This is a genomic window from Amycolatopsis sp., from assembly GCF_036008905.1.
GTDB lineage: Bacteria > Actinomycetota > Actinomycetes > Mycobacteriales > Pseudonocardiaceae > Amycolatopsis.
This window is the reverse complement of record NZ_DASYMU010000007.1, coordinates 18,080-41,528: the sequence shown is the minus strand read 5'-3', so window position 1 is coordinate 41,528 and position 23,449 is coordinate 18,080. Positions and strand designations below refer to the sequence as shown.

Below are 23,449 nucleotides of genomic sequence, written 5' to 3'. Positions count from 1 at the left end.
TCACGTCGGCCCCGCCGGACAAGCGTGGAGGCAGGCGCCCCGCCCTGCCCACCTCCACGCTGCTGAGAACTCGCTAGCCGAGTGCTTCGGCCGCCAGCCTGGTGCCCTCCACGCGCGCGGCGATCTTCGCGAACGCGATGTCGCGTGACGTCGAGGTGTCGTCGGCGAACGGGGAGAACCCGCAGTCGTCGCAGGTGCCGAGACGGTCGACCGGAATGAACTCCGCCGCCTGGAGAACCCTGTCGCGAACCAGTTCCACGGTCTCGACCTCGGGGTTGATCGGATCGATCACGCCGACGAAGACCCGCTGCCCCGGCCGCAGGTGGTTCTTGATCGTCTCGAGTGCCTTGCGCGGCTCGGCTTCACTCGCGAGCTGGACGTAGAAATTGCCCGCGTCGAGTTCGAACAACGTCGGCAGCAGCCCGGCGTAGTCGATATCGAGACTGTGCACCGAATCCTGGTCGCCACCGGGGCAGGTGTGCACGCCGATATTCCGCCGATACTCTTCGGAAAACCGGCTCAGCACGACATTGTTGAGTTCGACGAACGAACGCAGCAGACCACCGGACGGGTCCAGTTTCAACGAGAGCCTGGCTTCGGTGAAATCGATCTGCACGCTGTCCGCACCCGCGTCGAGACTCCGGCGGATATCGGCCTCGGCCTCGTCTGCCAAATCGGCAAGGAATTCCTCCCGCGAGTAACCAGGCAAACCGTCGCCGGGATAGATCAGGCTGACCGCGGAAGCGGCGATGACGGCCTGCTTCACCGGTTTGGTCGCTTGCGCCAGCGCTTTCTTCAGATATTCGTCCGCGAAGGTCTGGTAGCGGAACGGGCCTTCGGTCAACCGCGGCAGCTGGCGGGTGTGGCCGTCCGCAAAGGGAATGACAACGCCGTCCGGAGCCAGGGATACCAAGCCCGCCAGCGGATACGTCGCGAAACTCGGCTTTCCCTGCTCGCCGTCGGTGATCACCGGGGAGCCGGTCTGCTCGAAGCGGCTGACCGTGTCGGCCAGCGCCTTTCCTTCCAGTACCGCCAACTGGGTGGAATCGATCTTCCCGGCGGCGAAGTCCGCCATTGCCTCAAGAAGGAAAGCCGGACGCGGAATGCTGCCGATGGGCTCGGTGGGAATGATCATAAAGGTAGTCCTCCCGGGATTGCGATCACCTATCATCCCGGAGAACTACGCGGTCCGCCAACTCCGATCTTGCTTATTTCGAATTCGTGTATTTCGCACTATCGAGAAGTACGTACCGAACGCCACATGATCGAGACCGCATAGGGCACCAGATCCCGGCCGCGCCGCCATAGCCACGGAATACCCTTGATGATCAGCCAGCCGACGTGTTCGGCCGTGCCGTGGCTCGCGCCGCCCGAGCAGGTCATGCTCACCGGCTCGGGGATTTCGAACCCGGCGTCGGCGATCCGCTCGGTGAAACCGGTCGCCAGCAAGCGATGTCCGAGCTCCGAGGGGTGCAGCCGGTCCACGCTCCACGTCGCGAGTTCGTAAGCCCCGGGCAGCGAGTGCAGGTCGACACAGGGCGCGCCGAGCCGGGTGACCACGCCGTCGATGACGTCGTTGAGTTCGCCGATCCGCGACGAAAGGGCGCGCCGCAGCGAAGCGGGGAGCCGGAACACCCGGCCGTGGTCGTGGAAGCGGACGGGGATCACGGTGGTGCCGACGGCGTTCAGCTCGGTGATCACCGCGGCGAGGTCGCCGGCCATGGCCACCGCGTCGAAATCCGAGCGCAGGGTGTCGTTCATGCCGACCACGACGAGCGCGACGTCGGCGCGATGCTCCAGCGCGGCCGGCAACTGGTCGGTGCGGACGCAGCGCATCCGGGCACCGGGGAAGGACGGGTTGAGATAGCCGTCCGGTTCGACGCCGAGCGCGTCGGCGACCAGCGGGCCGACGCCACGCCAGCCGCCACCGGGCAGCGGATCGCCCAGTCCCACCGCGGTGGAGTCCCCGAGCACGACCAAACGGCGTGCCTGACGCGGGGATTCCGGTTCGGCTGGTTCAGCGGGACTGACGGAGTAGAGGGGATCGGGTTCCTGAGTGACTTCGACGCTCACCACGGTCACACCCTGACCATCGGGCATGCAGACTCACCTGCGGTGATGCCTGGGTAACGGGCTGAGGTCGGCTCGGCGAATCCTCGGTGCCCGGGTTACCGGAAAGCCGGGTACAGCGCCAATTCCAGACCAGGACCGAAGCGAGCGTCCAATTTGTCCGCTACTTCCAGCGCGTGGTCGACGACGTCGGTCAGCTTGAGCCTCTCCGCGTGCTTCGCGACTTCGCGCCACCACGACACGAGAGCGGCCTGCCTGCTGAGCGGGCCGGCGCCCGTACCCGCGGGCAGGGTGGGCAACAGATCCCAGGTGACCATCCAGACGAGCAGCAGCTGGCTGTCCATCAGGTAGCCGGCGAGCGCGACGTCGTCGGCCAGCGCCGGCCAGGCCGTCGCGGCTTCGGCGCGCCACGCGGCGACCATCGCTTCGCTCATCCCGGCGGGCAGCGCGAGCGCGCCCGGGAAGGCCGCGAACGGCAGCCGCAGGTACGCGGCGTCGACCAGCGCGTTGCGCACACGGCCGCGCTCGAAGTCGAGGAATCGGACACCCGAGCTGGTGACGAGGTTGTTTTCGGGGCTGAGGTCCGCGGGGCTGAACGCGCGGTACGCCGACGACCGCGCGTACTCCGCGGAGCGTTCCGCGCGCTGACGGACCGACTCAGGCGTCTTTACCTGGAGTACCTCTTCGAGCAGTGCGGGCAGCTGCGCACAGGCCACCACCGGCGTGGTGTCCTCGCCCTTCGCCGGACCACCGAGCCGCCGCAGCAGAGCGTTGAAATCGGCTTCCCGGCTGGCTGTGGTGGCGTGGAGCCGCCCGAGCGACCGTGCCCACGAAAGCAGCGAGGACTCGGCCGCCCTGGCGTCGGACGACCTCAGCTTGTCCTGCAGGGTCGGCGCGCTGCCGAGGTCGTCGATGACGAGGACGCGGTGCTTGCCGTCATGCGCGAGCAGCTCGGGGCACATGCGGTCCTCCGGCGCCAGCGCGGTGAACAGCTGGTAGCTGACCGCCTCCTGGGCGAAGGAATCGATCATCCCGGGCTGCGGTCGCACCGGGTAATGCTTGATCACCAGTGTGCAAGGCAACTCAAAGGGCGAAGAGGCAACTCTGGCGCGAACCACGGTGGCCGGGCCGCTACCGGCCAGCTCTTCCGCGTCGACCAGCCTGATCGCGCTGCCGAACCGATGCGCCAGCACCGATTCACCAGCCGCGACAGCCGCTCCGATGTCATGAGCTTCGGCTCCTGCTCCGACAGTCGAGTCGTCGGCAGAGGAGGTGTCCACTGTCATTGCCACCGACCCTACTAGTGAGCGAGTAACCATGACCACTTCCATTCGGACAATTGTGGGCAAAGACGTTGTAACGCAGTCAGCCTTGTGAGAGCGGACGTTGCGCAACGTCAGAACGTTGCTTGTTCCGGCGAAAAATCAGCACAATGGCCGCAGCTAGAACGATTCCGATCAGGTTCACCACGAGCTGACCGGCGGAACTCAGACATCTGTCCCATTCACCGAGCACCGCGGCGACCACCGCGTACCCCGCGGCCGGCACCGTGGTGACCGAGATGAACACGCCGACCAGCGCCGCGGATTTCGCCGACGTCATCGACAACATCCCGGCCGCGCCGGCCAGCAGCGCCACGATCAGCGCGTACGGGCCGACCTGGTAGATGAAGTCGACCTGGTGCTCCCCGATGAGATCCGAGGCCGCGAACAACCCGGTCGCCTCCGCGAGCAGCGTGGCACCCAGGGTGACGAGCATCGCGACCGGAAACCCGATGCCCAGCGCGACCGCCGCCCGGCGGACCAGATCCCCGCGTCGCAGCACCAGTCCCACCGCGATCGCCGCCAGCGGACCGAACTCCGGGCCCACCACCATCGCACCGACGATCGTCACCGGCGAATCGGTGACGATGCCGACCGCGGCCAGCAGGCAGGCGATGGCCAGGAACGCGAGGAAGGTGACGTTGAGCCGGGACTCCTCGCCGGTCCTGCCGAGCAGTTCCTGCCAGACCACGGCGTCCGCACCCTCACCGGGAGCGTCCTCTTCGGCCTTGTCCGCCGCGTCCGACAACGCCGTTTCGATCGTTTCGAGGGTGATCCCGCCCGTGCGGTCCAGCTGCAGCCCGCACAGCGAGTCGACGATCTCGTCGGTCGACTCGCGCGCGATGTCGGCCTCGATCAGGTCACCCCCGGGTTTGACCGCGACGCCGTGATGCACGACGAGATGCGCGACTCCGGAGTGTGCCCGCAGGATTTCGACCGCTTCAGCGGTCTGGTCCGGCGGGCACACCGCCCTGAGGTGAAGCACCTACCGCTGGGTGGGCTGCTTGGGCGCGGCCGGTTTCGCGTCGACGCCGGCTTCCTTACGCTGCTCCGGGGTGATCGGGGCGGGCGCCGCCGTCAGCGGGTCGAAACCGCCGCCGGTCTTCGGGAACGCGATGACGTCCCGCAGCGAGTCCGCCCCGGAAAGCAGCATGACGATCCTGTCCCAGCCGAACGCGATGCCGCCGTGCGGCGGCGGGCCGAACTGGAAGGCGTCGAGCAGGAAGCCGAACTTCTCCTGCGCGTCCTCCTCGGACAGTCCCATGATCTCGAAGACGCGCTTCTGCAACTCGGCCTGGTGGATACGGATCGAGCCGCCACCGATTTCGTTGCCGTTGCAGACGATGTCGTAGGCGTACGCGAGCGCGTTGCCCGGGTCCTGCTCGAGCTTGTCCGTCCATTCCGGCGTCGGCGAGGTGAAGGCGTGGTGCAGTGCCGTCCACTTGCCGGCACCGACGGCGACGTCGTCGGAAGCGACGGCCTCGGCGGCGGACTGGAACATCGGGAAGTCGACGACCCAGACGAACGACCAGGCGTTCTCGTCGATCAGGCCGAGGCGCTTGCCGATCTCGACGCGCGCGGCGCCAAGCAGCGGGCGGACGTCGGCGGCCTGGCCCGCACCGAAGAAGACGCAGTCACCGGGCTTCGCCCCAGCAGCCTCGGCGAGGCCTTCGCGCTCCTTCTCGGACAGGTTCTTGGCGACCGGGCCGCCGAGCGTGCCGTCCTCGTTCACGAGCACGTACGCGAGGCCGCGGGCGCCACGCTGCTTCGCCCACTCCTGCCACGCGTCGAGCGTGCGGCGCGGCTGGCCGGCTCCGCCTGCCATGACCACGGCACCGACGTACGGCGACTGGAAGACGCGGAACGGGGTGTCCGCGAAGTACTCCGTCATGTCGGTGAGCTCGAGGTCGAAGCGCAGGTCCGGCTTGTCCGAACCGTACTTCGCCATCGCGTCGGCGTAGGTGATCCGCGGGAACGGCTGCGGGATGTCGTGGCCGATCAGCTTCCACAGCGCCACGGTGACCTGCTCGCCGAGCGCGATGATGTCGTCCTGCTCGACGAAGCTCATCTCGATGTCGAGCTGGGTGAACTCCGGCTGCCTGTCGGCGCGGAAGTCTTCGTCGCGGTAGCAGCGGGCGATCTGGTAGTACCGCTCCAAGCCGCCGACCATCAGCAGCTGCTTGAACAGCTGCGGCGACTGCGGCAGCGCGTACCAGGAACCCGGGCGCAGACGCGCGGGAACCAGGAAGTCGCGGGCGCCTTCGGGGGTGGAACGGGTCAGCGTCGGGGTCTCGATCTCGACGAAGTCCTGCGCGTGCAGCACCTCGCGGGCCGCGCGGTTGACCTCGCTGCGCAAGCGCATCGCCTTGGCGGGGCCGCTGCGGCGGAGGTCGAGGTAGCGGTGCTTGAGTCGGACCTCTTCACCGACGTCGACGCGCTCGTCGATCGGGAACGGCAGCGGCGCGGCTTCCGACAGCACCTCGAGCTCGGTGGCGAGCACTTCGATCGCGCCGGTCGGGATCTCGTCGTTGGCGTTGCCCTGGGGCCGGGCGGAGACCTCGCCGACGATGCGGACGCAGTATTCGGAGCGCAGCTGGTGGGCGCGCTCGGCCATCTCTCCTTCACGGAAGACGACCTGGGAGATCCCGCTCGCGTCGCGCAGATCGATGAAGATCACCCCACCGTGATCGCGCCGCCGGGCCACCCATCCGGTGAGGGTGACGGTCTGGCCGGCGTGCTCGGCACGCAATGTGCCGGCGTTGTGGGTGCGAAGCACTACGCAGGATCCTCTCTAGGCTCGTTCGAACGGTGTCATCAGCGGCAATCGCCGCCGGTAAAGGCTAACGAACCCACCCGGGGGTAGCGCCACCAGGTTTATCTAGAGCAGCCGCAACTGGTCGCCTTTGGTCATCGAGGCGTCACTGTCGGCGGGACGGCGCGGAGCGGGGATCGCGCCTTCGGGCCAACCTGCGTTGTCGTCACCGGGGACGCCGCGGGCCGGCTTGGGTGCCCGCGGTTCCAGGCCGTGGCGCCGGATGAGCCGCGCGGCCCGCTCGGAAAGCCTTTGCCGGTAAGCCTTGTTCACGTAACTGCCACCGCGGTAAAGCTCACGGTACTTCGTCACGAGCGCCGGATGTTCGGCGCTGAGCCACTGCGCGAACCACTCCCGCGCGCCAGGCCGCAAATGCAGCGGCAGCACGGTGACGCCGCTCGCACCGGCGTCGGCGATGGCCGCGAGCAACGCGTCCAGCGCTTCTTCGGAGTCGGTCAGGCCGGGCAGGATCGGCGCGATGAACACGCCACAGGACAGCCCCGCGTCGCGTGCGCGGCGCACGAGGTCGAGACGCGCCTGCGGGCTCGGTGTGCCGGGTTCGAGTTTCCGCTGCAGATCGCGGTCCAGCAGGGCGATGGAGACACCGAGCCCGACAGGGACGTCCTTCGCGACGGCGCCGAGCAGCGGGAGGTCCCGGATGAGGACGGTTCCCTTGGTCAGGATGGAAAACGGCGTGCCTGAGTCGGCCAGCGCGCGGATGATCCGCGGCATCAGCTTGTAGCGGCCCTCGGCCCGCTGGTAGGGGTCGGTGTTGGTGCCCATCGCGACGTGTTCGCGTTTCCAGCCCGGTTTGCGCAGCTGTGCCGTCAGGACTTCGGGCGCGTTGACCTTGACCACGACCTGGGTGTCGAAATCCTTGCCGGAGTCGAATTCCAGGTACGTGTGGGTGTTGCGGGCGAAGCAGTTATGCGCGACGACACCGTTCGCGATGAAGTCACCGGTGCCGGTGGTGATGTCGAACAGCGGCAGTTCGATACCGAGCGGTTCGATCGAGACGACACCGACGCGCGCGGACGCCCTGATCGGCAGGCCGTGGATACTCCGTTTGCGCGTGATCGCCGGGTCGACGGTGAGCAGGAACCGGACCTGCTCGGCGAGGCCGCCCAGAAGCCGCACGGTGCGCCTGGCGGCGGCCTGCTCGTAGTCGCCGATGGTGTGCCGGAATCCGAGCGCCCGCAGCGCTTCGGAGACGGCTGTGAGCACGGACTCGTCGCCATTGGAGATCCGCAGCACTCCGCGGCTGTAGCCGCCCTGCGCGTCGAAAACCCCGGCGAGGAATCCCTTTTGCCAGCCCACGCTCGGCGCGGCGGGCAGCTCGGAGAGGTCGCTCAGCGAGCGGAAGCCCTCCAGGTACATACGCGACCGGTCGGACGCCTCGGGGTCCGCCGAGCCGTTGCCTTTGACCGTGCCGCAGACGTATCCGGCGCGATACTCGGCGTCATCCAGGGGTGGTGCCGGGAAACGTCCGGAGCTGACGAGCTTGCTGCCCGGCATCAGATGCGGTTCCCGCGCGGGGGTGGCGCCGACCTGTTTCCAGCCGCGATCGGTCAGGAAGCGGTGGTCACCGCTCGCGACGAGTTCGGTGCCGTCTTCGAGGGCGACCCGGTAGGCGTGCTTGACCGACGGCCAGTGCGCCAGGACCCGAGTCCGGGCGTAGCGGCGACGGCTGCCCTCCTGCTCGGTGCCGTAGACCTCGTCGCCCACCTGGATTTCGGACAGCGCCTTGGTGCGGCCGTCGGCCATGAGGATTTCGGTTTCGCCCGCGAGACAATAAGTACAGGCGTGTGAGCATCCGCGGTACGGGTTGATCGTCCAGCTGAAGGGCATCGGCGACCCCGAGGGCACCTTGGTCAGCACGGACTTGGCGTACACCTCGTGAAAGGTGACGCCGTCGAACTCCGGCGAACGCACGGACCGCACGAGCCCGTCCATCCCCAGCAGCGCCTGCTCGGCGGCACCGTCTGCCCGCTGTCCATCCCATCGCACTCAGCCAGTCGAACACATGTTCTAACGGATGTCAAAACGCCTGGTCAGATGGCGTACCGCTCCAGCGACCGGATCTTGTTCGTCGCGTCCAGCGCGGCGACCTTGTACGCCTCGGACAGCGTCGGGTAGTTGAAGACGGCGTCGACGAGGTAGTCGACAGTGCCGCCGCAGCCCATGACGGCCTGTCCGATGTGGACGAGATCGGTGGCGCCGGTGCCGAACACGTGCACCCCGAGCAGTTTCCGGTCCACAGTGGACACAAGGAGCTTGAGCATCCCGTAGGAATCGCCGGTGATCTGCCCGCGCGCGAGTTCGCGATACCGCGCGATACCGACCTCGTACGGCACCGAAGACGCGGTGAGTTCCGCTTCCGTGGCGCCACAGTAGGAGATCTCCGGGATGCTGTAGATCCCGATCGGCTGCAGCGACGCGAGTTCGTTCGCCGGCTCGTCGAACGCGTGATAAGCCGCCAAGCGCCCCTGGTCCATCGACGTCGCCGCGAGCGCCGGGAAGCCGATCACGTCACCGACGGCGTAGATGTGTTCGACCGGCGTCCGGTAGTGCTCGTCGACCTTCAGCCTGCCACGGTTGTCGGCGGTGAGCCCCGCGAGTTCCAGGTTCAACGCCTCGGTGAGTCCCTGACGGCCGGCGGAGTACATGACCATTTCGGCCGGGATCCGCTTACCGCTCACCAGAGTGGTCACCGTGGCGTGTTCGGAAGCGACCACATTGGCCACCTTCTCGCCGAACCGGAACGTGACGGCCTGGTCCCGGAGATGGAACTTCAGCGACTCGACGATCTCGGGATCGCAGAACCCCAGCATCGAGTCCCGCTGCTCCACCACGGTGACCCGGGCGCCGAGCGCGGCGAACATCGACGCGTACTCGATGCCGATCACCCCCGCCCCGACGACGACCATCGACGACGGAATCGACTCGAGCCGCAGGATCTCGTCGGAGTCGAGCACCCGCTCCGCGTCGAAGTCGACCTCCGACGGGCGCGCCGGCTTGGTTCCGGTGGCGATCACGATGAAGGCCGCGCTCATCGACGTCCGGTCGCCGCGGTGCTTTCCCTCGACCGCGACGGTGTGCGGGTCGACGAAACTCGCCTCCCCCACGACCAGGTCAACGTGGTTGCGCAGCAGTTGCGCCCGGACGACCTGGACCTCCCGGCCGACCACGTGCTGCGTCCGTGACATGAGGTCGGCGATCGTGATGTCCTGTTTGACCCGATAGCTGGCCCCGTAGAGCTCCCGCTGGTTCATCCCCGTCAGGTAGAGAACGGCTTCCCGCAAAGTTTTCGATGGAATCGTGCCCGTGTTGACACAGACACCGCCGACCATGTCGTGTTTGTCGATGATCGCCACCCGCTTGCCCAGCTTGGCGGCGGCGATGGCCGCCTTCTGCCCGCCGGGGCCGGAGCCGATCACTATCAGGTCGTAGTCGTACTCGCGCTCGCTCACACCTCATACCCTGCGCACCGGACCCCACCTGCGCAAGTGCGTGCCATCTGTCGACAGGTGGCGACCTCTCAGTAGCTAAGAGATCGCCGCCTGTCGACAGGTGGCGAAGCCTCAGGATCGGAGGGTGGAGCGCGAGCGTTGGAGGTCGGTGACCGTGGAACAGGCAGCGTCGATTTCGGACGAGAGGAGGGCGGCTTGCTGAGCGACGACGTCGTCACCGAGGAGTTTCGCGGCGCGGCCGCCGTCGGCAAGCGCGGCGAGGGCCTCCCACGGGGTAGCGGCGAGGGTGCCGAGATCGGTACCGGCCGGAGGCACCGGGAGGCGGTCTTCGATCCCGGCACGACCGGCCGCGAGCAGAGCCGCCACCACGAGATGCGGCTGAGCGTCCGCACCGGCGAACCGGAACTCCAGCCGGAGCGAGGAATCCTTGCCCGCCACCCGCACCGAAGCCGTCCGATCGTCGACACCCCAGCGCAGTGTCCGAGGCGAGAACGGGGCCGTCCGCAGCCGGACGTAACTGTTCCACGTAGGCGCCCAGATCGCCGTCAACGCCCGCGCGTCCCGCAGCACTCCCGCCAAAAAGTGACCCATGGTCTCGGAAAGCGCTGTGCCACCGCCGGAAGACGCCGCGTCGCCATCCAAAGTGGACAAAGACAGATGCACATGGCACGAGCTGCCCTGACCGGCCTCGGGAGCCGCGAGATAGCTCGCTTGAACACCGTGGCGGACCGCCGCTTCCCGGACCACCCACTGCTGCAGCAACGCGTCGTCACAAGCGGCCAGCGCGTCGCGGTGCCGCAACACGATCTCGTACTGTCCCGGATGACACTCGGCCCGCGCCGATTCGACGCCGAGCCCGGTTTCCTCGAGCGCGTCGCGCACCTCCCGCAGCACCGGCGCCAGCCGCCCGGTCCCGCCCAGCGCGTAGTCGACACCGTGCGCAGTCAGGGGATTCCCATGCCCGTCACGGAAAACCACCTCGTGCTCGATCCCGGCCGAGGGCACTAGCCAGGACTCCTCCAACGCCGCCAGCTGCCCCGCCAGCACCTGCCGAGGCGCGATGGACACGGATTCCCCGTCCGGCCACTCGACGTCACAAACCACCGCCCAAGTGCGCCCGTCCCCCGGCAACGGAATGGCCGAGGCCAGATCAGGAGTCATCTTCAGATCCCCGAACGCGCCGAGATACCGCCCCAGCGGGCCGTTCATATCCACATTGGACAACGCTTCGCGCCGCACATCCCAGGCGAAGACGTAGCTGCAGACGCCGTAGCCCCCGGTCAGCACTTCGTCGGCGACGAACCGCCCGTCCAGCTCCACCGCGGCGAACCGGGCGTGCGGGTCCGGCACAACGAGGACCAGCCTGCCGATGGCCCCATCGGCCAGTGCCCGCAGCAGCGCCGGTTCGAGCGTCCGAGCGGCTGAAGAACGCGCGGCCAGCGAACGAGCGCCCACCGGGCGATGATGGTGCGTCAGGCCGGTCACCACGCGCCGCCGGGATCCGCCGCATATAGCGGATTCGCCGCGCGACCCCAGCGGACGTCGAACTCGTCGTCTCGCTCGACCTTGTCGAAGCCCTGCCCGGCAAGGTGTTCCCGATTCAGCGTCACCCGCTCGACGTCCGGCGAAAGCAGTTGGCAAGCGTCGAACCGGGCCGACAACTCAGGATTCTCGTCCCGGAACTTCAGGACGATCTCCCGGACTAGCTCCCAGAACCGGGTCCGCGCGAACCCGAGGTCATCGACCAGGATTTCCGCCCAGAACCGCAGCTGCCCGGCGAAAACCGAGCTGAACAACGACTGTGCCAGCAAATGCGGCGCCCACCGCAACATCTCCTCCGACACTTCGGCGGGAAGCGACCGATAGCAGTCGACGTCGGCGTCCATGAGGTCGACACCCTGCGCGAAGTCCTTGATGGCCACCCTCAACGGCTTGCCCTCGGCGTCGACCACGAGGATCAGATTCTGTCCGTGCGGGCAGAAACCGACACCGTAGCGCAGCAGCCATTGGAGCAACGGCGTGAGAAACAGGTCGAAAACGCGTGCACACCACAGCTCGGCGGTCAGATGCGAGCGCTGGATCAGCTCGACGATCACCGTGTCACCGTCCGGGTCGCGATAGGTCAGCGCCGCGAAGGAAATCGCTTGCTCACCCTCGGCGAGCCGCCGCACGATCGGCTCCCGCCAGAGCGCGCCGAGCGTCTCGTGAAAGCGGTACGGGAGTTCTTCCAGCGTGCCGAACAGCGGATGCCGTACCGAAACGCTCGCCACCTCGCCGAGCAGGCCGAACCGGCATTCGTCGGTGAGCAAGGAATCCGCGGCACTGACCTGTCGCAGCCAGCTCGTCACCGCGGGCCCGGCGAGCGTGGCGGCCGAGTTCAAACCCCGGTACACCAGCGTGTTGCGCACCGAGACAGCGGTCTTGACGTCCCGACGCGCGGGAGCACTCATGTTCGCCAAGGTGCGAATCGTCTGATGTGGACGGTAGTGGTCCCGTGACTGTCCGAGTGCGATCATCGTGCCTAGGCTCAGCTCCGCCGCGTAAAGCGTGCCGATGGTTTCGTCGGCCTGCCAAGGGTGGACCGGCACCCAGACGTAGTCCGCGGGATCCCCGACCTCGGCGACCAGCGCGGTGAACTCGGCACGCTGCGTCTCGTCGAGCTCCTCGGCCAGCAGTGTCTGCTCGCTGAGCCCGTCCACGCACCGGAATTCGGCGAAGGACCGGTGCACCGCGTACCACTCCAGCACGACGTCCTCACCGGCCTCCGGCGCGTACCTTGCCCGGTCGGCCGCCGAAAACCCGACACGGCCCTTGTTCAATACCAGCCGCGGATGCCCGGTGAGATGCCCGTCCGCCAGGTTGTAGTCCATAATGGACAGATCGTGCGCACTCGGCGCCCGGCGCAGGCGAGCGGCTTCGTTGGACACCGTCGCGGTCAGCTCGGCGAGCACGTCCGCCAGCCGCAGACCGGTCAGGCCGAGGACAGTCCGCGCGTCCACGATCAGCGTCCGGGGATCGTCGGCGGGTACGGCTTCAGCGGTACCGGCCTGACGTGTCGCACTGCCCGCGGCGACAGTCCAGGAGTTGAAAGCTCCTTGCCTGGCAAGGAAGAAGTAGTCTACTTCACCGGGAAGGGACAGCCGCCAGCCGCGGTACTCCCCCGGCCGGTCGTCGCCGACGGGTTCCGGGTCGAGCAGCCCCTCATAGGACAGCTCGCCGAGCATCTTGTGGACGATGAAGGCACCGGCCTCCCGCCAAGCTCCGGCGGCGTCGATACGGTCCTTCGCGTTGCTGGTCACAGCGCCTCCGATGAGTGCAGCCCGAATGTGGTGAACGCGGTGCGGTCGGGCAGGGCGTAGACGTCCCGGCCGGCCACCGCGTTGATGATGGACGCGGAACGCCAGGCACCGAGCCCGAGATCCGGTGCTCCGGCTCCATGGGTGTGCCGTTCCGCGTTCTGCACGAAGATCGAGCCGGTGATCTCGGGTGGCAGCCGCAGGCGATAGTCCGCGTCGACGGCGAGGCGTCCGCTTCCGTCCCGTTCCAGTTTGTCCCCGAGCGGGCCGAGCAGACCGTTCGTCGGCGTCTCGGCGTACCCGGTGGCGGCCACGACGGCGTGTGTTCGCAACGTCGCCGTGGTCTCCTGCTGGACATGACGGACGTCCAGCTCGAGCGTGTCACCGTTTTTACGTGCCGCGAGCACCTCGACGCCCGGCGTCATGACCACCGCCGGCCACGAATCGCCGACGCTGAGCCGATAGAGCTCGTCATGGATCGCCGCGATCGTCTCGGCGTCGATTCCCTTGTACAGCTGCCATTGCGCGGGCAAGAGGCGATCCCGGACCGGTTCGGGCAGCCTGCGGAAGTACGCCGTGTAATCCGGGGTGAACTGCTCCAGTCCCAGTTTCGAATACTCCATCGGCGCGAACGCCGGGGTGCGGGCCAGCCACCGGAGTCCCACCGCGCTCGCCCGGCCGCGCAAGAGGTCGAGGAACACCTCCGCGCCGGACTGCCCGGAACCGACCACGGTCACCGTTTCCGCCGCCAGCAGTCGATCCCGCTGCGTCAGATAGTCGGCCGAGTGGGTCGCGAGCACCTCCGGATCGGAGACGAGGTGCGCGAGCGGCAACGGGACCGACGGCGAGCTTCCGACACCCAGCACCACGTTGCGCGCCAGCACCGGCTGAGCGCCGCTCAGTGCGATTTCGAACGCCGCCTGTTCGGCAAGCCACCGGAGCTCGGTGACCTCACTGGAGAACCGGCAACCGTCCAATCGGGACGCCGCCCACCGGCCGTAGTCGTCGTACTCGACGCGCGGGATGTGGAACCGTTCGGCGAAATAGAAGGGAAAGAGCCGTCCCTTCTCCCGGAGGTAGTTCAAAAAGGACAGTGGGTTCGTCGGGTCGACCAGCGTCACCAGATCCGCCAGGAACGGCACCTGGATCGTGGCGCCTTCCAGGAGCAGACCCGGGTGCCAGCGGAACTCGGCGCGGCGGTCGAACAACGCGATGTCGAGGTCTCCCACCGGCTCGGCCAGCGCGGCCAGCGAAAGATTGAAGGGGCCGATGCCCACCCCGGCCAGATCAAGCGGCTTCACGAAGCGACCGGACTCTCTTCAGTTTGGTGGTTCGGCGACGCTTCGGATTCGGTCGCGACAACGAGGTCGAGCAGACTCCGATAGTCCTCGACGGTGGCATACGGGTGCAGGAGCGTGAGTTTGAGCCAAAGCTGGTCCGTGCCGCCTGCCCCGGTGGGCATCGCGGCGCGCCCGATGACGGCCGTGCCCGCTTCGAGCAGCACCCGGCGGATCCGGGCGATCACCTCGTCTGCCACGGTGTCGGGCAGCCCGTCAGCGAGGGACGGACGGAACAACACTGTGGACAGTGCCGGCGGACCCCAGAGCCGCAGGCCCGGATGGTCCACAATGGCCTGTGCGACGCCGGAAGCCGTTTCGCAGCACCGTTCGATGAGCTCACCGACACCGTCGGTACCGAGGGCGTGCAGGGTGACGGCCATCCGGAACGCGTCGGGGCGGCGTGATGTCCGGATCGAGCGTCCGAGCAGGTCGGGCAGACCGGCTTCGGTGTCGTCGTCGGCGTTCAGGTACTCGGCGCGCACGGTCAGCGCGTCGAGCCCGTGTCCGTCCCGGCACGCGAACAGACCGGCGGAAATGGGCTGCCAGCCGAACTTGTGCATGTCGAGCGCGACGGAGTCCGCCGCTTCGAGTCCGGCCAAGAGAACGCCCAGTTTCGGGCTGCACAACGCCATCCCGCCATACGCCGCGTCCACGTGCAGGCGTGCGCCGAGTTGCCGGCACAGTGCGGCGATCTCGGGCAACGGGTCGATCTCACCGGTATTGGTTGTCCCGGCTGTCGCCACGACGACGACGTTCTCCAGCCCCGCCAAGACTTCGGCCAGCGCCGAGGGGACCATTTTGTCCGCTTCACAGGCGACCACGACCGGTGCGGGCATCCCCAGCAGCCACGCCGCCCGCGCGACACTGTGGTGGGCGTTGCGTCCGCAGACCGGCTGTACAACACGTCCGGGTGAGTTTTCCCGTGCCAGCAACAGGCCCAGGAGGTTCGACTCGGTCCCGCCGGTGGTGACGACGGCGTCCGGCGACACCTCCCCGGGGTAACACAACCGGGCGATCCCGGCGGTGAACGCGCGCTCCACCTCGCTGGCGACCGGCGCCTGGTCCCACGAATCCATCGACGGGTTCAGCGCCCCCGCGACGACGTCGGCGGCGACGGCCACCGCCAGCGGCGGGCAGTGCAGGTGCGCGGCGCACCACGGATCGGCCGGGTCGACCGAACCGGCGGCGAGCAGCCGGCTGAATTCGGACAACGCGCGCTCAGCCCCCATTCCCCGCGCCGGCAACCCCTCGTGGGGGTTGACCGCGGCCACCTCGGCGGCCACCGCCGCCGGTCCGCCGGACGGCGCGGCGCCGCCACGTTCCGTCACCCCGGCGGCGAACCCCTTGAGCGCCAACGGAATCAGCTCCGCCAACCGGCCGGGTCCGGCTACACCACCGGCCAGCGAGGACGACAGCGACGACAACACCGCCTCGTCGGGCATCAACTCACCACTCCCAGTTCATAGTGGTCACGATCGGAAGTTCGTCGGGGTCTCGGCGGCCCAACAAACTTCCCATCGCAACCACTTAGGTATGCCTACCCTCAGCAACAATACGGATACCGTCCGGTTCAAGCGAGGCCGGGTTGGTCCCCGCTCACCATCATGTTCGAGCCGCCACGCCGACGCGTCCGCCATCGGCGTGCAGTTCCGGGCGGTGGCTAGATTCAGGTCATGATCGGCACCCAGGCGACCCGATGGGACGTGCTGCTCGCGATCGGCGCTGGTGGCGCCCTCGGCAGCCTCGCACGTTATGGCCTCTCCGAGGCGATTCCCCACCCACGCGGAGGGTTCGCCGTCGCCACGCTGATCACCAATGTCGTGGGCTGCTTGCTGATCGGCGTCCTCATGGGCGTCCTGACCACGATGGCCCGCCCTCACCGGCTGTTACGGCCTTTCCTGGGCGTCGGCATCCTGGGCGGCTTCACGACGTTCTCGACCTACGTGATCGACACCCTCGACCAGCTCACCACCGGCCGCACTGAGCTACGCGTTCGCCTCAGTCGTTCTCTCGCTACTGGCAGCCGCCACAGGGCTGGCCCTGGTGCGACGATGACGGCTCTGCTCGTCGCCATCGGCGGCGCCCTCGGCGCGATCCTCCGCTACCTGACCGACCACCACGTCACCAAACGCACGAAGCCGGCTTTTCCCTGGGGCACCCTGACGGTCAACACCGCCGGCTCCGCCATCCTCGGCGTCCTGACCGCTTGGTCCCTCCACGGCTCCGAACCGGACACCCTCCGCGCCAACGTGCTGCTCACCCTCGCCTGCGGCTTCACCGCCGCCGCCCTCCCCCTCCTCCTCTGGCCCTGACCCCCTCGCCACCTGTCGACAGATGGCGGTCTCTCAGCAACTAAGGGATCGCCGTCTGTCGACAGGTGGTGGCTCACGAAAGGTGACCTACCGGGGAGCCAGCCCCCGCACCTGCTCGAAGGGATCCTCGCCCGTAGGCAGCAGCGCGATAATCGGCGTGGTCAGGCCATTATCCGCATAAGCCTGAACCTTCTCCCGGCACTCGTCCACACTCCCGTGCACGATCAAGTCGTCCACCACAGCGTCCGGAATAACCGCGTTGGCCTTCTTCCGATCCCCAGCGGCCCAAGCCTCATGCATCGGCGCCAACGCCTCCCCGCGCCCCAGCCAGTCATGGAAAGCCGCATAAACCGGCACAGTCAAGTAACTGCTGATCAACATGCGCCCAAGCCCACGGGCAGCCTCGACGTCCTCGGTCGGGCAAACAAAAATCCGAGCCGCGAGCTCGACGTCAGCCCCGATCTCACCCCGGACCTTCGCCACATCCCCCGAACCCAGCCAGTTCGTGATAGCCCCATCAGCTTCCTTCGCGGCAAGCCTCAACATCCCCGGCCTCAACGCCGCGAGCATGATCGAAGGCGGCGGCACGGGCGGCCGCTCCAGCCGGAACTTCGACACCGAGAAAGTCTCGTACTCCGCGGTCACCTTCTCCCCGGCCAACGCGGACCTCAAGAACCGCAACGTATCCCGCGACCGGGCGAACGGCGCCTCGAACTTCTGCGCGTTCCACCCCTCCACGATCACCGGTGACGACGCCCCGATCCCCAGCACGAACCGACCCGGCGCCAGCTCCGCCAAAGTCGCCGCGCTCATCGCCAACAAGCCGGGCCCACGGGTGTAAACCGGCACGATCGCCGTCCCCAGCCGCAGCTGAGGCGCCCACTGCGAAGCCAGCACCAACGGAGTGAACGCGTCGACCCCGGCCGTCTCGGCCGACCAAGCGTCCGTATAGCCCAGATCCGGCAGCTGCTCGACGAGTTCGCGGTGCGCGGCCAGCGGCACCCCGGTCAGCGGAATCGTGATACCCCAACGGTTCATGAGCTCTTCTCCCTGGAAACGACACCGAGTTCACGCTTGATCCAGTCGACCTGGGTGCGCATCATGTTCTCCGCGACCTCTTCCGCCTGCGGGGTCATATGCGTCGCCCCCGCCAGCGGCAGGAACACGTGCGAACGCCCCTTGCCCAGCAGCGCCGAAGACAGTCGCAGCGAGTGCGCGACGAACACGTTGTCATCGGCCAGTCCGTGCACGATCAGCAACGGGCGCCGCAGCTCGCCGGCGTCGGCGATCAGCGAGTTCTGTTCGTAGGAGTTCGGGTTCTCACTCGGCATCCCGAGATACCGCTCGGTGTAGTGCGTGTCGTACAGCGACCAGTCGGTCACCGGCGCCCCCGCGATGCCCGCGTGGAACACGTCCGGCCGCCGCAGCACAGCCAGCGCCGACAGGTAGCCGCCGTACGACCAGCCCCTGATCGCGACCCGGGAAACGTCCAGCTCGGGGTGCCCAAGAGCGGCGGCCTGCAAGGCGTCGACCTGGTCCGCGAGCGTGACGTCGGCCAGCTTCCCGGCGATCGCCTTCTCCCAGACCGCGCCGCGCCCGGGAGTACCGCGACCGTCGGCGATCAGTACCGCGAAGCCCTGGTCCGCCCACCACTGCGGTGCCAGGAAGGCGTTGCGGCTCCGCAGAACGCGCTGCGCGTGCGGGCCGCCGTAGGGATCGAGCAACACCGGCAGCTTCTCGCCGGGCTGATGCCCGGTCGGCAGGATCAGCGCCGCGCGCAGCCCGCGTTCGCCCAGGGACAGCCAAATCGGCTCAGGTACCAGACCCGGGTCCATTGTGGACGACGTCACCGATGCCACCGGCTCGCCGTCGGCGAGCACGCTCACCCGGGGCCCGCTGTGCGCCAGGCTCCACGACGACACCACCGTCACCGCCGCGCTACCGGACCCGACATGCACGCCGTCGGACGTCGAAAGCCGCCGGACCTTGCCGTCTTCGGTCCGGTAGACGTGGATCTGTGTCGGGTCGTCGTCCGACGCGCTGAACAGGATCTCGTCGCCGACGTCCAGCACGGATCGAACCTGAAGACCCGGCTCGGTGATCGCGACGCCGTCCACCACCAGGCGGTGCGTGCCGTCGGCGGAGCTTTCCCGGACCAACCGGCCGTCGGGCGTCCACGCGGGCACCCCGGGCACCAGGTCGATCCAGTCCGCGTCGACTTCGACGTGCAGTGTGGTCGTCTTGCCGTCCGCGGGATCCACCGCGTGGATCTCCAGCCGCCGCTGGTTACGTGACTGCACCGCCAAAAGCGGGTTCCCGCCGGCGGACCAGTGCACCGCGGCCAGATACTCCCAATCCCCCGGCCAGACGTCGACGCGGCTGCCGTCGAGACCGATTACGGCGAGCGATACGTCCACATTGGATGTTCCGGCGGCCGGGTAGGCGACCGTGTTGACCGGCTTGTCCGGGTTCGCCGGGTCGGCGATGTTCCAGCGGGGAACCGGCGTCTGGTCGACCCGCTCGACGAGCAGGCGCTGCCCGTCCGGCGACCACCAGTAGCCCCGGAACCGGCCCATCTCTTCGGCCGCGATGAACTCGGCCTGGCCCCAGGTGATCTGCTCGTCGTCCTCACCGGCCACCACCCGGTCTTCCCCGGTGGAGACGTCGACCACCCGCAGCCGCCGGTCGCGCGCGTACGCGACATGCGTGCCGGGCGGGTTCACCCGCGGGTCGATCACCGAGTCGCCGACCAGCGTCTTCACCTCACCGGAGGCGATGTCGACGGTGTACAGCTTGCCCGACAGCGAGAACGTCGCGAGCCGGAAAACGGCGTCGACCGAGTACCCGACCACCCCGCCGGACGACTCCCGGCTGCGCTCACGCCGGGCGCGTTCCTCGGGCGGCAGCTCCTCTTCGCCGGGGAGCAGCTCGACGGCGTCGACCAGTTTGGTCTCCTCGCCGGACGCGATGTCGAGCGACCACAGGCTGTTGCGCGGATCGGTGCCGGATTCGGAACGCAGGAACAGCACTCGTGAGCCGTCCGGGGAAACCCGGAACCCCTTGGGGGCACCCAAGGTGAAGCGCTGCGTACGAGCCTGTCTGCGGAGGAAGGAGTCGCTGGGGTTCACAGCTCGCACTCTTTCAGAAACTCACTCCGCTACGCCAACACCCTTGAGTTTCGCCAGCTCGGCATCGACGTCGAAGTCGGTTTCCGGGAACTGCGGGTCCATCTTGGACAGCGTTTCGGTCAGCAGCTCGGCGACCACCCAGTTGCGGTACCACTTGCGGTCGGCCGGCACCACGAACCAGGGTGCGACCTCGGTCGACGTCTCGCGCAGGACGTCGAGGTAGGCGGCCTGGTAGTCGTTCCACCGCCCACGGGCTTCGAGGTCGGCGGGGCTGTACTTCCACCATTTGGCCGGGTTGAGCAGCCGCGCCTTCAGCCGCCGAAGCTGCTCCTCGGGCGAGATGTGCAGGAAGACCTTGACCACGGTCGTCCCGTTGTCGGCCAGCTCCTGTTCGAACTCGTTGATCTCGGTATAGCGCCGGCTCAGCTCGTCGTCCGTCAGCAGCTTCTCGACACGCGGCACCAGGATGTCCTCGTAGTGCGACCGGTCGAAGACGCCGATGTGCCCGGGCGTGGGCAGTTTCTTGCGGATGCGCCACAGGTAGTGGTGGCGGCGCTCGGCGGGCGTCGGCTTCTTGAACGACGCGTAGAGCACGCCCATCGGGTTGACCAGGCCGAGCACGTGCCGGACGGTGCCGCCCTTGCCGGAGGTGTCCATGCCCTGCAGCACGAGCAGCACAGTGCGGTCACCACCGCCGACGCCCTCGGCGTACAGCGCTTCCTGCAGCTGCTCCAGGCGTCCGCCGACGCCGAGCAGCTTCTTCTCCGCCTTGGCCTTCTTTTCCGGGCCGACCGGGGTCGATGCGGGTTCGGGCAGACCGGTTTTCTCCAGGATGTCCTTGTCGACCAGGAGTGCGTCCCGGACCGGACTCGCCGACTTCTTCATCCAGCGACCATAACCACTTCGCGCTCGGCTCGCCGTCCCAAAGATCTACACAACGTTTCGCCGCTGGATCGGGTCAATTGCGCAACGATCGGCGATTTCAAGCAACGTTCCCGGGTGAACTTCGCCGCGATGAACATCTAACCTGGGCGTATGACGACGTTTGCCGCGGATCCCACCACAGCCGGTTTCATCGCGCTCGACGAGCAGTGGAGCACCCACAACTACCACCCGCTGCCGGTCGTGATCGCCGAGGCCGAAGGCGCCTCCGTCACCGACGTCGACGGCAAGACCTATCTCGACTTCCTGTCCGGGTATTCGGCGATGAACTTCGGCCACCGGCACCCCGCGCTGGTCGCGGCCGCCGTGGAACAGCTCGGCCGCGTCACGCTGACCTCCCGCGCGTTCCACCACGACCAGCTCGGGCTGTACTGCCGTGAGCTGGCCGAACTGACCGGCACCGAGATGGTGCTGCCGATGAACTCCGGCGCCGAAGCCGTCGAGTCCGCGGTCAAGATCGCCCGGAAATGGGCCTACGACGTCAAGGGCGTGCCGGCCGACCGGGCCGAGATCGTCGTCGCGGGGTCCAACTTCCACGGCCGGACCACCACGATCGTGTCCTTTTCCACCGACGAAACCGCCCGCGCCGGGTTCGGGCCGTTCACTCCCGGGTTCGTCACGGTGAAGTACGGCGACGCGGGCGCCCTGCGGGACGCCATCAACGAGCGCACGGCCGCGGTGCTCCTCGAGCCGATCCAGGGTGAGGCCGGCGTCGTCGTGCCGCCCGCGGGCTACCTCGCCGAGGCCCGGCGCCTGTGTGACGAAGCCGGTTGCCTGCTCATCGCCGACGAGATCCAGTCCGGGCTGGCGCGCACGGGCAAGCTTCTCGCGCTCGACCACGAAGGCGTCCGCGCCGACCTCTACACGCTGGGCAAGGCGCTCGGCGGCGGCATCATGCCGGTCTCGGCGGTCGTCGGCAGCCGGGCCGTGCTGAGCGTGCTGCACCCGGGTGAGCACGGCTCGACGTTCGGCGGGAACCCGCTGGCCTGCGCGGTCGGCCGCGCGGTGATCAAACTGCTGGCCACGGGCGAGTTCCAGCAGCGGTCGACCGAGCTCGGCGCGCATTTGCACCGGCGGCTCGGCGAGCTCGTCGGCCACGGTCTCGCCGAGGTGCGCGGCCGAGGGCTGTGGGCGGGGATCGACATCGCGCCGGGCGGCCCGACCGGCCGTGAGGCGTCCACGACGCTGGCGGCCGAGGGTGTCCTGTGCAAGGAGACGCACGACTACACCCTGCGCATCGCTCCCCCGCTGGTGATCAGCAAGGCCGATCTCGATCGGGGGATCGACGCCATCGCGAAAGCCATCACACCTGCGTGAACTCTGGCAGGCTCTCGTTCGTTGGCTGAGCGACGAGGGGAGCTGACGATGGTGAGTTGGGCGAAGAGGGCGCTGGTCGGGGCGGACACGGCCGAGCCGGAGGAGATGTACGCGAGGGGCCGGGCGCTGCGGGAGTCGGCGCCCACCTCCGCGCACGATCACGCGGCCACGGGCAAGGACAGGCCGTCCGCGCTGGAGTTCGTGGAAGCCAGCAACGAGGGCCGTCTGCCGGACCTGATCCCGCTGCGCATCGAGCGGATGGTGACGTCGCCGTTCTCGTTCTTCCGCGGCGCCTCCGGCTTGATGGCGGCAGACCTCGCCAAGACCCCGACGAGCGGCCTGTCCGCCCAGCTCTGCGGGGACGCGCACGCCGCGAACTTCGGGCTGTACGGCACGCCCGACGGCAAGATCGTGATGGACATCAACGACTTCGACGACACCGTGCCGGGCCCGTGGGAGTGGGATCTGAAGCGACTGTCGGCGAGTCTCGTGCTCGCCGGGCGCGAAGGCGGTGTCGGCGAGTCCGCGTGTTTGGAAGCCGCCGAGGACGCCGTCAAGTCGTACCGGCGGACCATTCGCGGGCTCGCGGAGCTGCCGTTCCTGCGGTCGTGGAACGCGCTGCCCGACGCGTCGGTCTTGAGCAAGGTCAAGGCACACGACCTGATCGACGACTTCGAGGACGCCGCCGACAAGGCCCTCAAGAACACCAGCGCCAAGGTGGCCGCGCGCTGGACCAAGCACATCGACGACCACACGACCGGGACGAAACGGCACCGGTTCGTCGAAGACCGGCCGGTGCTCAGCGGTGTCGACGACGCGACGGCCATCGCCGTCGTCGACGGACTGGTGTCCTATGTGGACACTTTGCGCGAGTCCCGGCGCAACCTGATCGCGCGCTACCGGGTGTCCGATGTGGCCTTCCGGGTGGTCGGCACGGGCAGCGTCGGACTGCGGAGCTACGTCGCGCTCCTGCACGGCAACGAGGACGAAGACCTCATCCTGCAAGTGAAAGAAGCCCGGCAGTCGTCGTTGACGCCGTATCTCGGGCTCGAACCGGCGGAGCACGAAGGCAAGCGGATCGTGCACGGCGCGCGGCTGGTGCAGGCCGAGACCGACATCCTGCTCGGCTGGACCACCATCGACGGCCGTCCGTACATCGTGCGGCAGTTCCGGAACCTCAAGGGCGACATCGATCCGTCCGAGCTCAAGGCCGATCACCTCGACGACTACGGACGCCTGGCCGGGGCGCTGCTCGCGAGGGCGCACAGCCGGTCGATCCATCCGCGGCTGCTGGCGGGGTACTTCGACAACGACGAGGACCTCGACGAGGCCATCGGCAAATTCGCCGTCCGGTACGCCGACCAGACCGAGGCGGACCACGCCGAACTGGCGAAAGCCGCCCAAACAGGCGCGGCTTGGGTGGGTGGCTCGTGAGTGGCT

At 68.0% G+C, this 23,449-nt stretch carries 17 protein-coding genes and 1 pseudogene; 4 read left to right on the top strand and 14 right to left on the bottom strand.

Translation table 11 applies throughout. From position 1 onward, the window contains the following. Positions 1-73: 73 nt before the first annotated feature. The 11 genes from VGP60_RS00880 to VGP60_RS00830 all read right to left on the bottom strand — a co-directional run bounded on the left by VGP60_RS00880 (position 74) and on the right by VGP60_RS00830 (position 15,752). Entirely contained in the window at positions 74-1,135 is a 1,062-nt protein-coding gene (locus VGP60_RS00880; RefSeq protein ID WP_327545864.1) for a cobalamin-independent methionine synthase II family protein, read from the bottom strand. 98 nt (positions 1,136-1,233) lie between these two features. Continuing rightward, a complete protein-coding gene (locus VGP60_RS00875) occupies positions 1,234-2,100 on the bottom strand; it encodes an SGNH/GDSL hydrolase family protein (protein WP_327545863.1) in 867 nt (288 codons plus the stop codon). 68 nt (positions 2,101-2,168) lie between these two features. Continuing rightward, a complete protein-coding gene (locus tag VGP60_RS00870) occupies positions 2,169-3,356 on the bottom strand; it encodes a phosphotransferase (protein WP_327545862.1) in 1,188 nt (395 codons plus the stop codon). 79 nt (positions 3,357-3,435) lie between these two features. Continuing rightward, entirely contained in the window at positions 3,436-4,377 is a 942-nt protein-coding gene (locus VGP60_RS00865; protein ID WP_327545861.1) for a DUF389 domain-containing protein, read from the bottom strand. Further along, positions 4,378-6,168 carry an aspartate--tRNA ligase gene (gene aspS, locus VGP60_RS00860; protein ID WP_327545860.1) on the bottom strand — a complete coding sequence of 597 codons (1,791 nt, stop codon included), beginning with the start codon at positions 6,166-6,168 and terminating at the stop codon, positions 4,378-4,380. It lies immediately after the preceding gene. A 102-nt stretch (positions 6,169-6,270) separates the two neighbouring features. Further along, a complete protein-coding gene (locus VGP60_RS00855; protein WP_327545859.1) occupies positions 6,271-8,211 on the bottom strand; it encodes an intein-containing Rv2578c family radical SAM protein in 1,941 nt (646 codons plus the stop codon). A gap of 44 nt (positions 8,212-8,255) precedes the next feature. Then, positions 8,256-9,674, bottom strand: coding sequence for a Si-specific NAD(P)(+) transhydrogenase (sthA, locus tag VGP60_RS00850; RefSeq protein WP_327545858.1), 1,419 nt, complete (start codon positions 9,672-9,674; stop codon positions 8,256-8,258). 111 nt (positions 9,675-9,785) lie between these two features. Then, positions 9,786-11,150: a glutamine synthetase gene (locus tag VGP60_RS00845; RefSeq protein ID WP_327545921.1), complete on the bottom strand. Its 1,365-nt coding sequence runs from the start codon at positions 11,148-11,150 to the stop codon at positions 9,786-9,788. 5 nt (positions 11,151-11,155) lie between these two features. Beyond that, the gene (locus VGP60_RS00840) at positions 11,156-12,898 is read right to left on the bottom strand and encodes an IucA/IucC family protein (protein WP_327545920.1); all 1,743 of its coding nucleotides are present in this window, start codon (positions 12,896-12,898) and stop codon (positions 11,156-11,158) included. A gap of 71 nt (positions 12,899-12,969) precedes the next feature. After that, positions 12,970-14,271 (bottom strand): lysine N(6)-hydroxylase/L-ornithine N(5)-oxygenase family protein, encoded by a 1,302-nt coding sequence (locus tag VGP60_RS00835; protein ID WP_327545857.1) that lies wholly within the window; start codon positions 14,269-14,271, stop codon positions 12,970-12,972. Next, the gene (locus tag VGP60_RS00830; protein ID WP_327545856.1) at positions 14,268-15,752 is read right to left on the bottom strand and encodes a pyridoxal phosphate-dependent decarboxylase family protein; all 1,485 of its coding nucleotides are present in this window, start codon (positions 15,750-15,752) and stop codon (positions 14,268-14,270) included. The genes VGP60_RS00835 and VGP60_RS00830 overlap by 4 nt, the downstream gene beginning before the upstream one ends. Before the next feature lie 231 nt (positions 15,753-15,983). Here VGP60_RS00830 and VGP60_RS00825 point away from each other — a divergent pair. Then, positions 15,984-16,365 (top strand): annotated as a pseudogene (locus tag VGP60_RS00825) (fluoride efflux transporter FluC). Further along, positions 16,362-16,622, top strand: a complete 261-nt coding sequence (locus tag VGP60_RS00820; RefSeq protein WP_327545855.1) for a fluoride efflux transporter FluC — start codon at positions 16,362-16,364, stop codon at positions 16,620-16,622. Before VGP60_RS00825 ends, VGP60_RS00820 begins: the two are co-directional and overlap by 4 nt. An 87-nt stretch (positions 16,623-16,709) precedes the next feature. Here VGP60_RS00820 and VGP60_RS00815 read toward each other — a convergent pair whose 3' ends face one another. Genes VGP60_RS00815 through VGP60_RS00805 form a run of 3 tightly spaced genes read right to left on the bottom strand, consistent with a single transcriptional unit; the run spans position 16,710 to position 20,635 of the window. After that, complete coding sequence (locus tag VGP60_RS00815; protein WP_327545854.1) at positions 16,710-17,660, bottom strand: LLM class F420-dependent oxidoreductase; 951 nt, start codon at positions 17,658-17,660, stop codon at positions 16,710-16,712. After that, positions 17,657-19,750 carry a S9 family peptidase gene (locus VGP60_RS00810; protein ID WP_327545853.1) on the bottom strand — a complete coding sequence of 698 codons (2,094 nt, stop codon included), beginning with the start codon at positions 19,748-19,750 and terminating at the stop codon, positions 17,657-17,659. The genes VGP60_RS00815 and VGP60_RS00810 overlap by 4 nt, the downstream gene beginning before the upstream one ends. 21 nt (positions 19,751-19,771) lie before the next feature. Next, on the bottom strand, positions 19,772-20,635 hold the full coding sequence (locus tag VGP60_RS00805; protein ID WP_327545852.1) for a PPK2 family polyphosphate kinase: 864 nt from the start codon (positions 20,633-20,635) through the stop codon (positions 19,772-19,774). A 150-nt stretch (positions 20,636-20,785) separates the two neighbouring features. Between VGP60_RS00805 and rocD the strand changes: the two genes are divergently transcribed. Further along, positions 20,786-22,009: an ornithine--oxo-acid transaminase gene (rocD, locus tag VGP60_RS00800; RefSeq protein ID WP_327545851.1), complete on the top strand. Its 1,224-nt coding sequence runs from the start codon at positions 20,786-20,788 to the stop codon at positions 22,007-22,009. Positions 22,010-22,057: 48 nt separating this feature from the next. Next, complete coding sequence (locus tag VGP60_RS00795; RefSeq protein WP_327545850.1) at positions 22,058-23,443, top strand: DUF2252 domain-containing protein; 1,386 nt, start codon at positions 22,058-22,060, stop codon at positions 23,441-23,443. Positions 23,444-23,449: the final 6 nt, after the last annotated feature.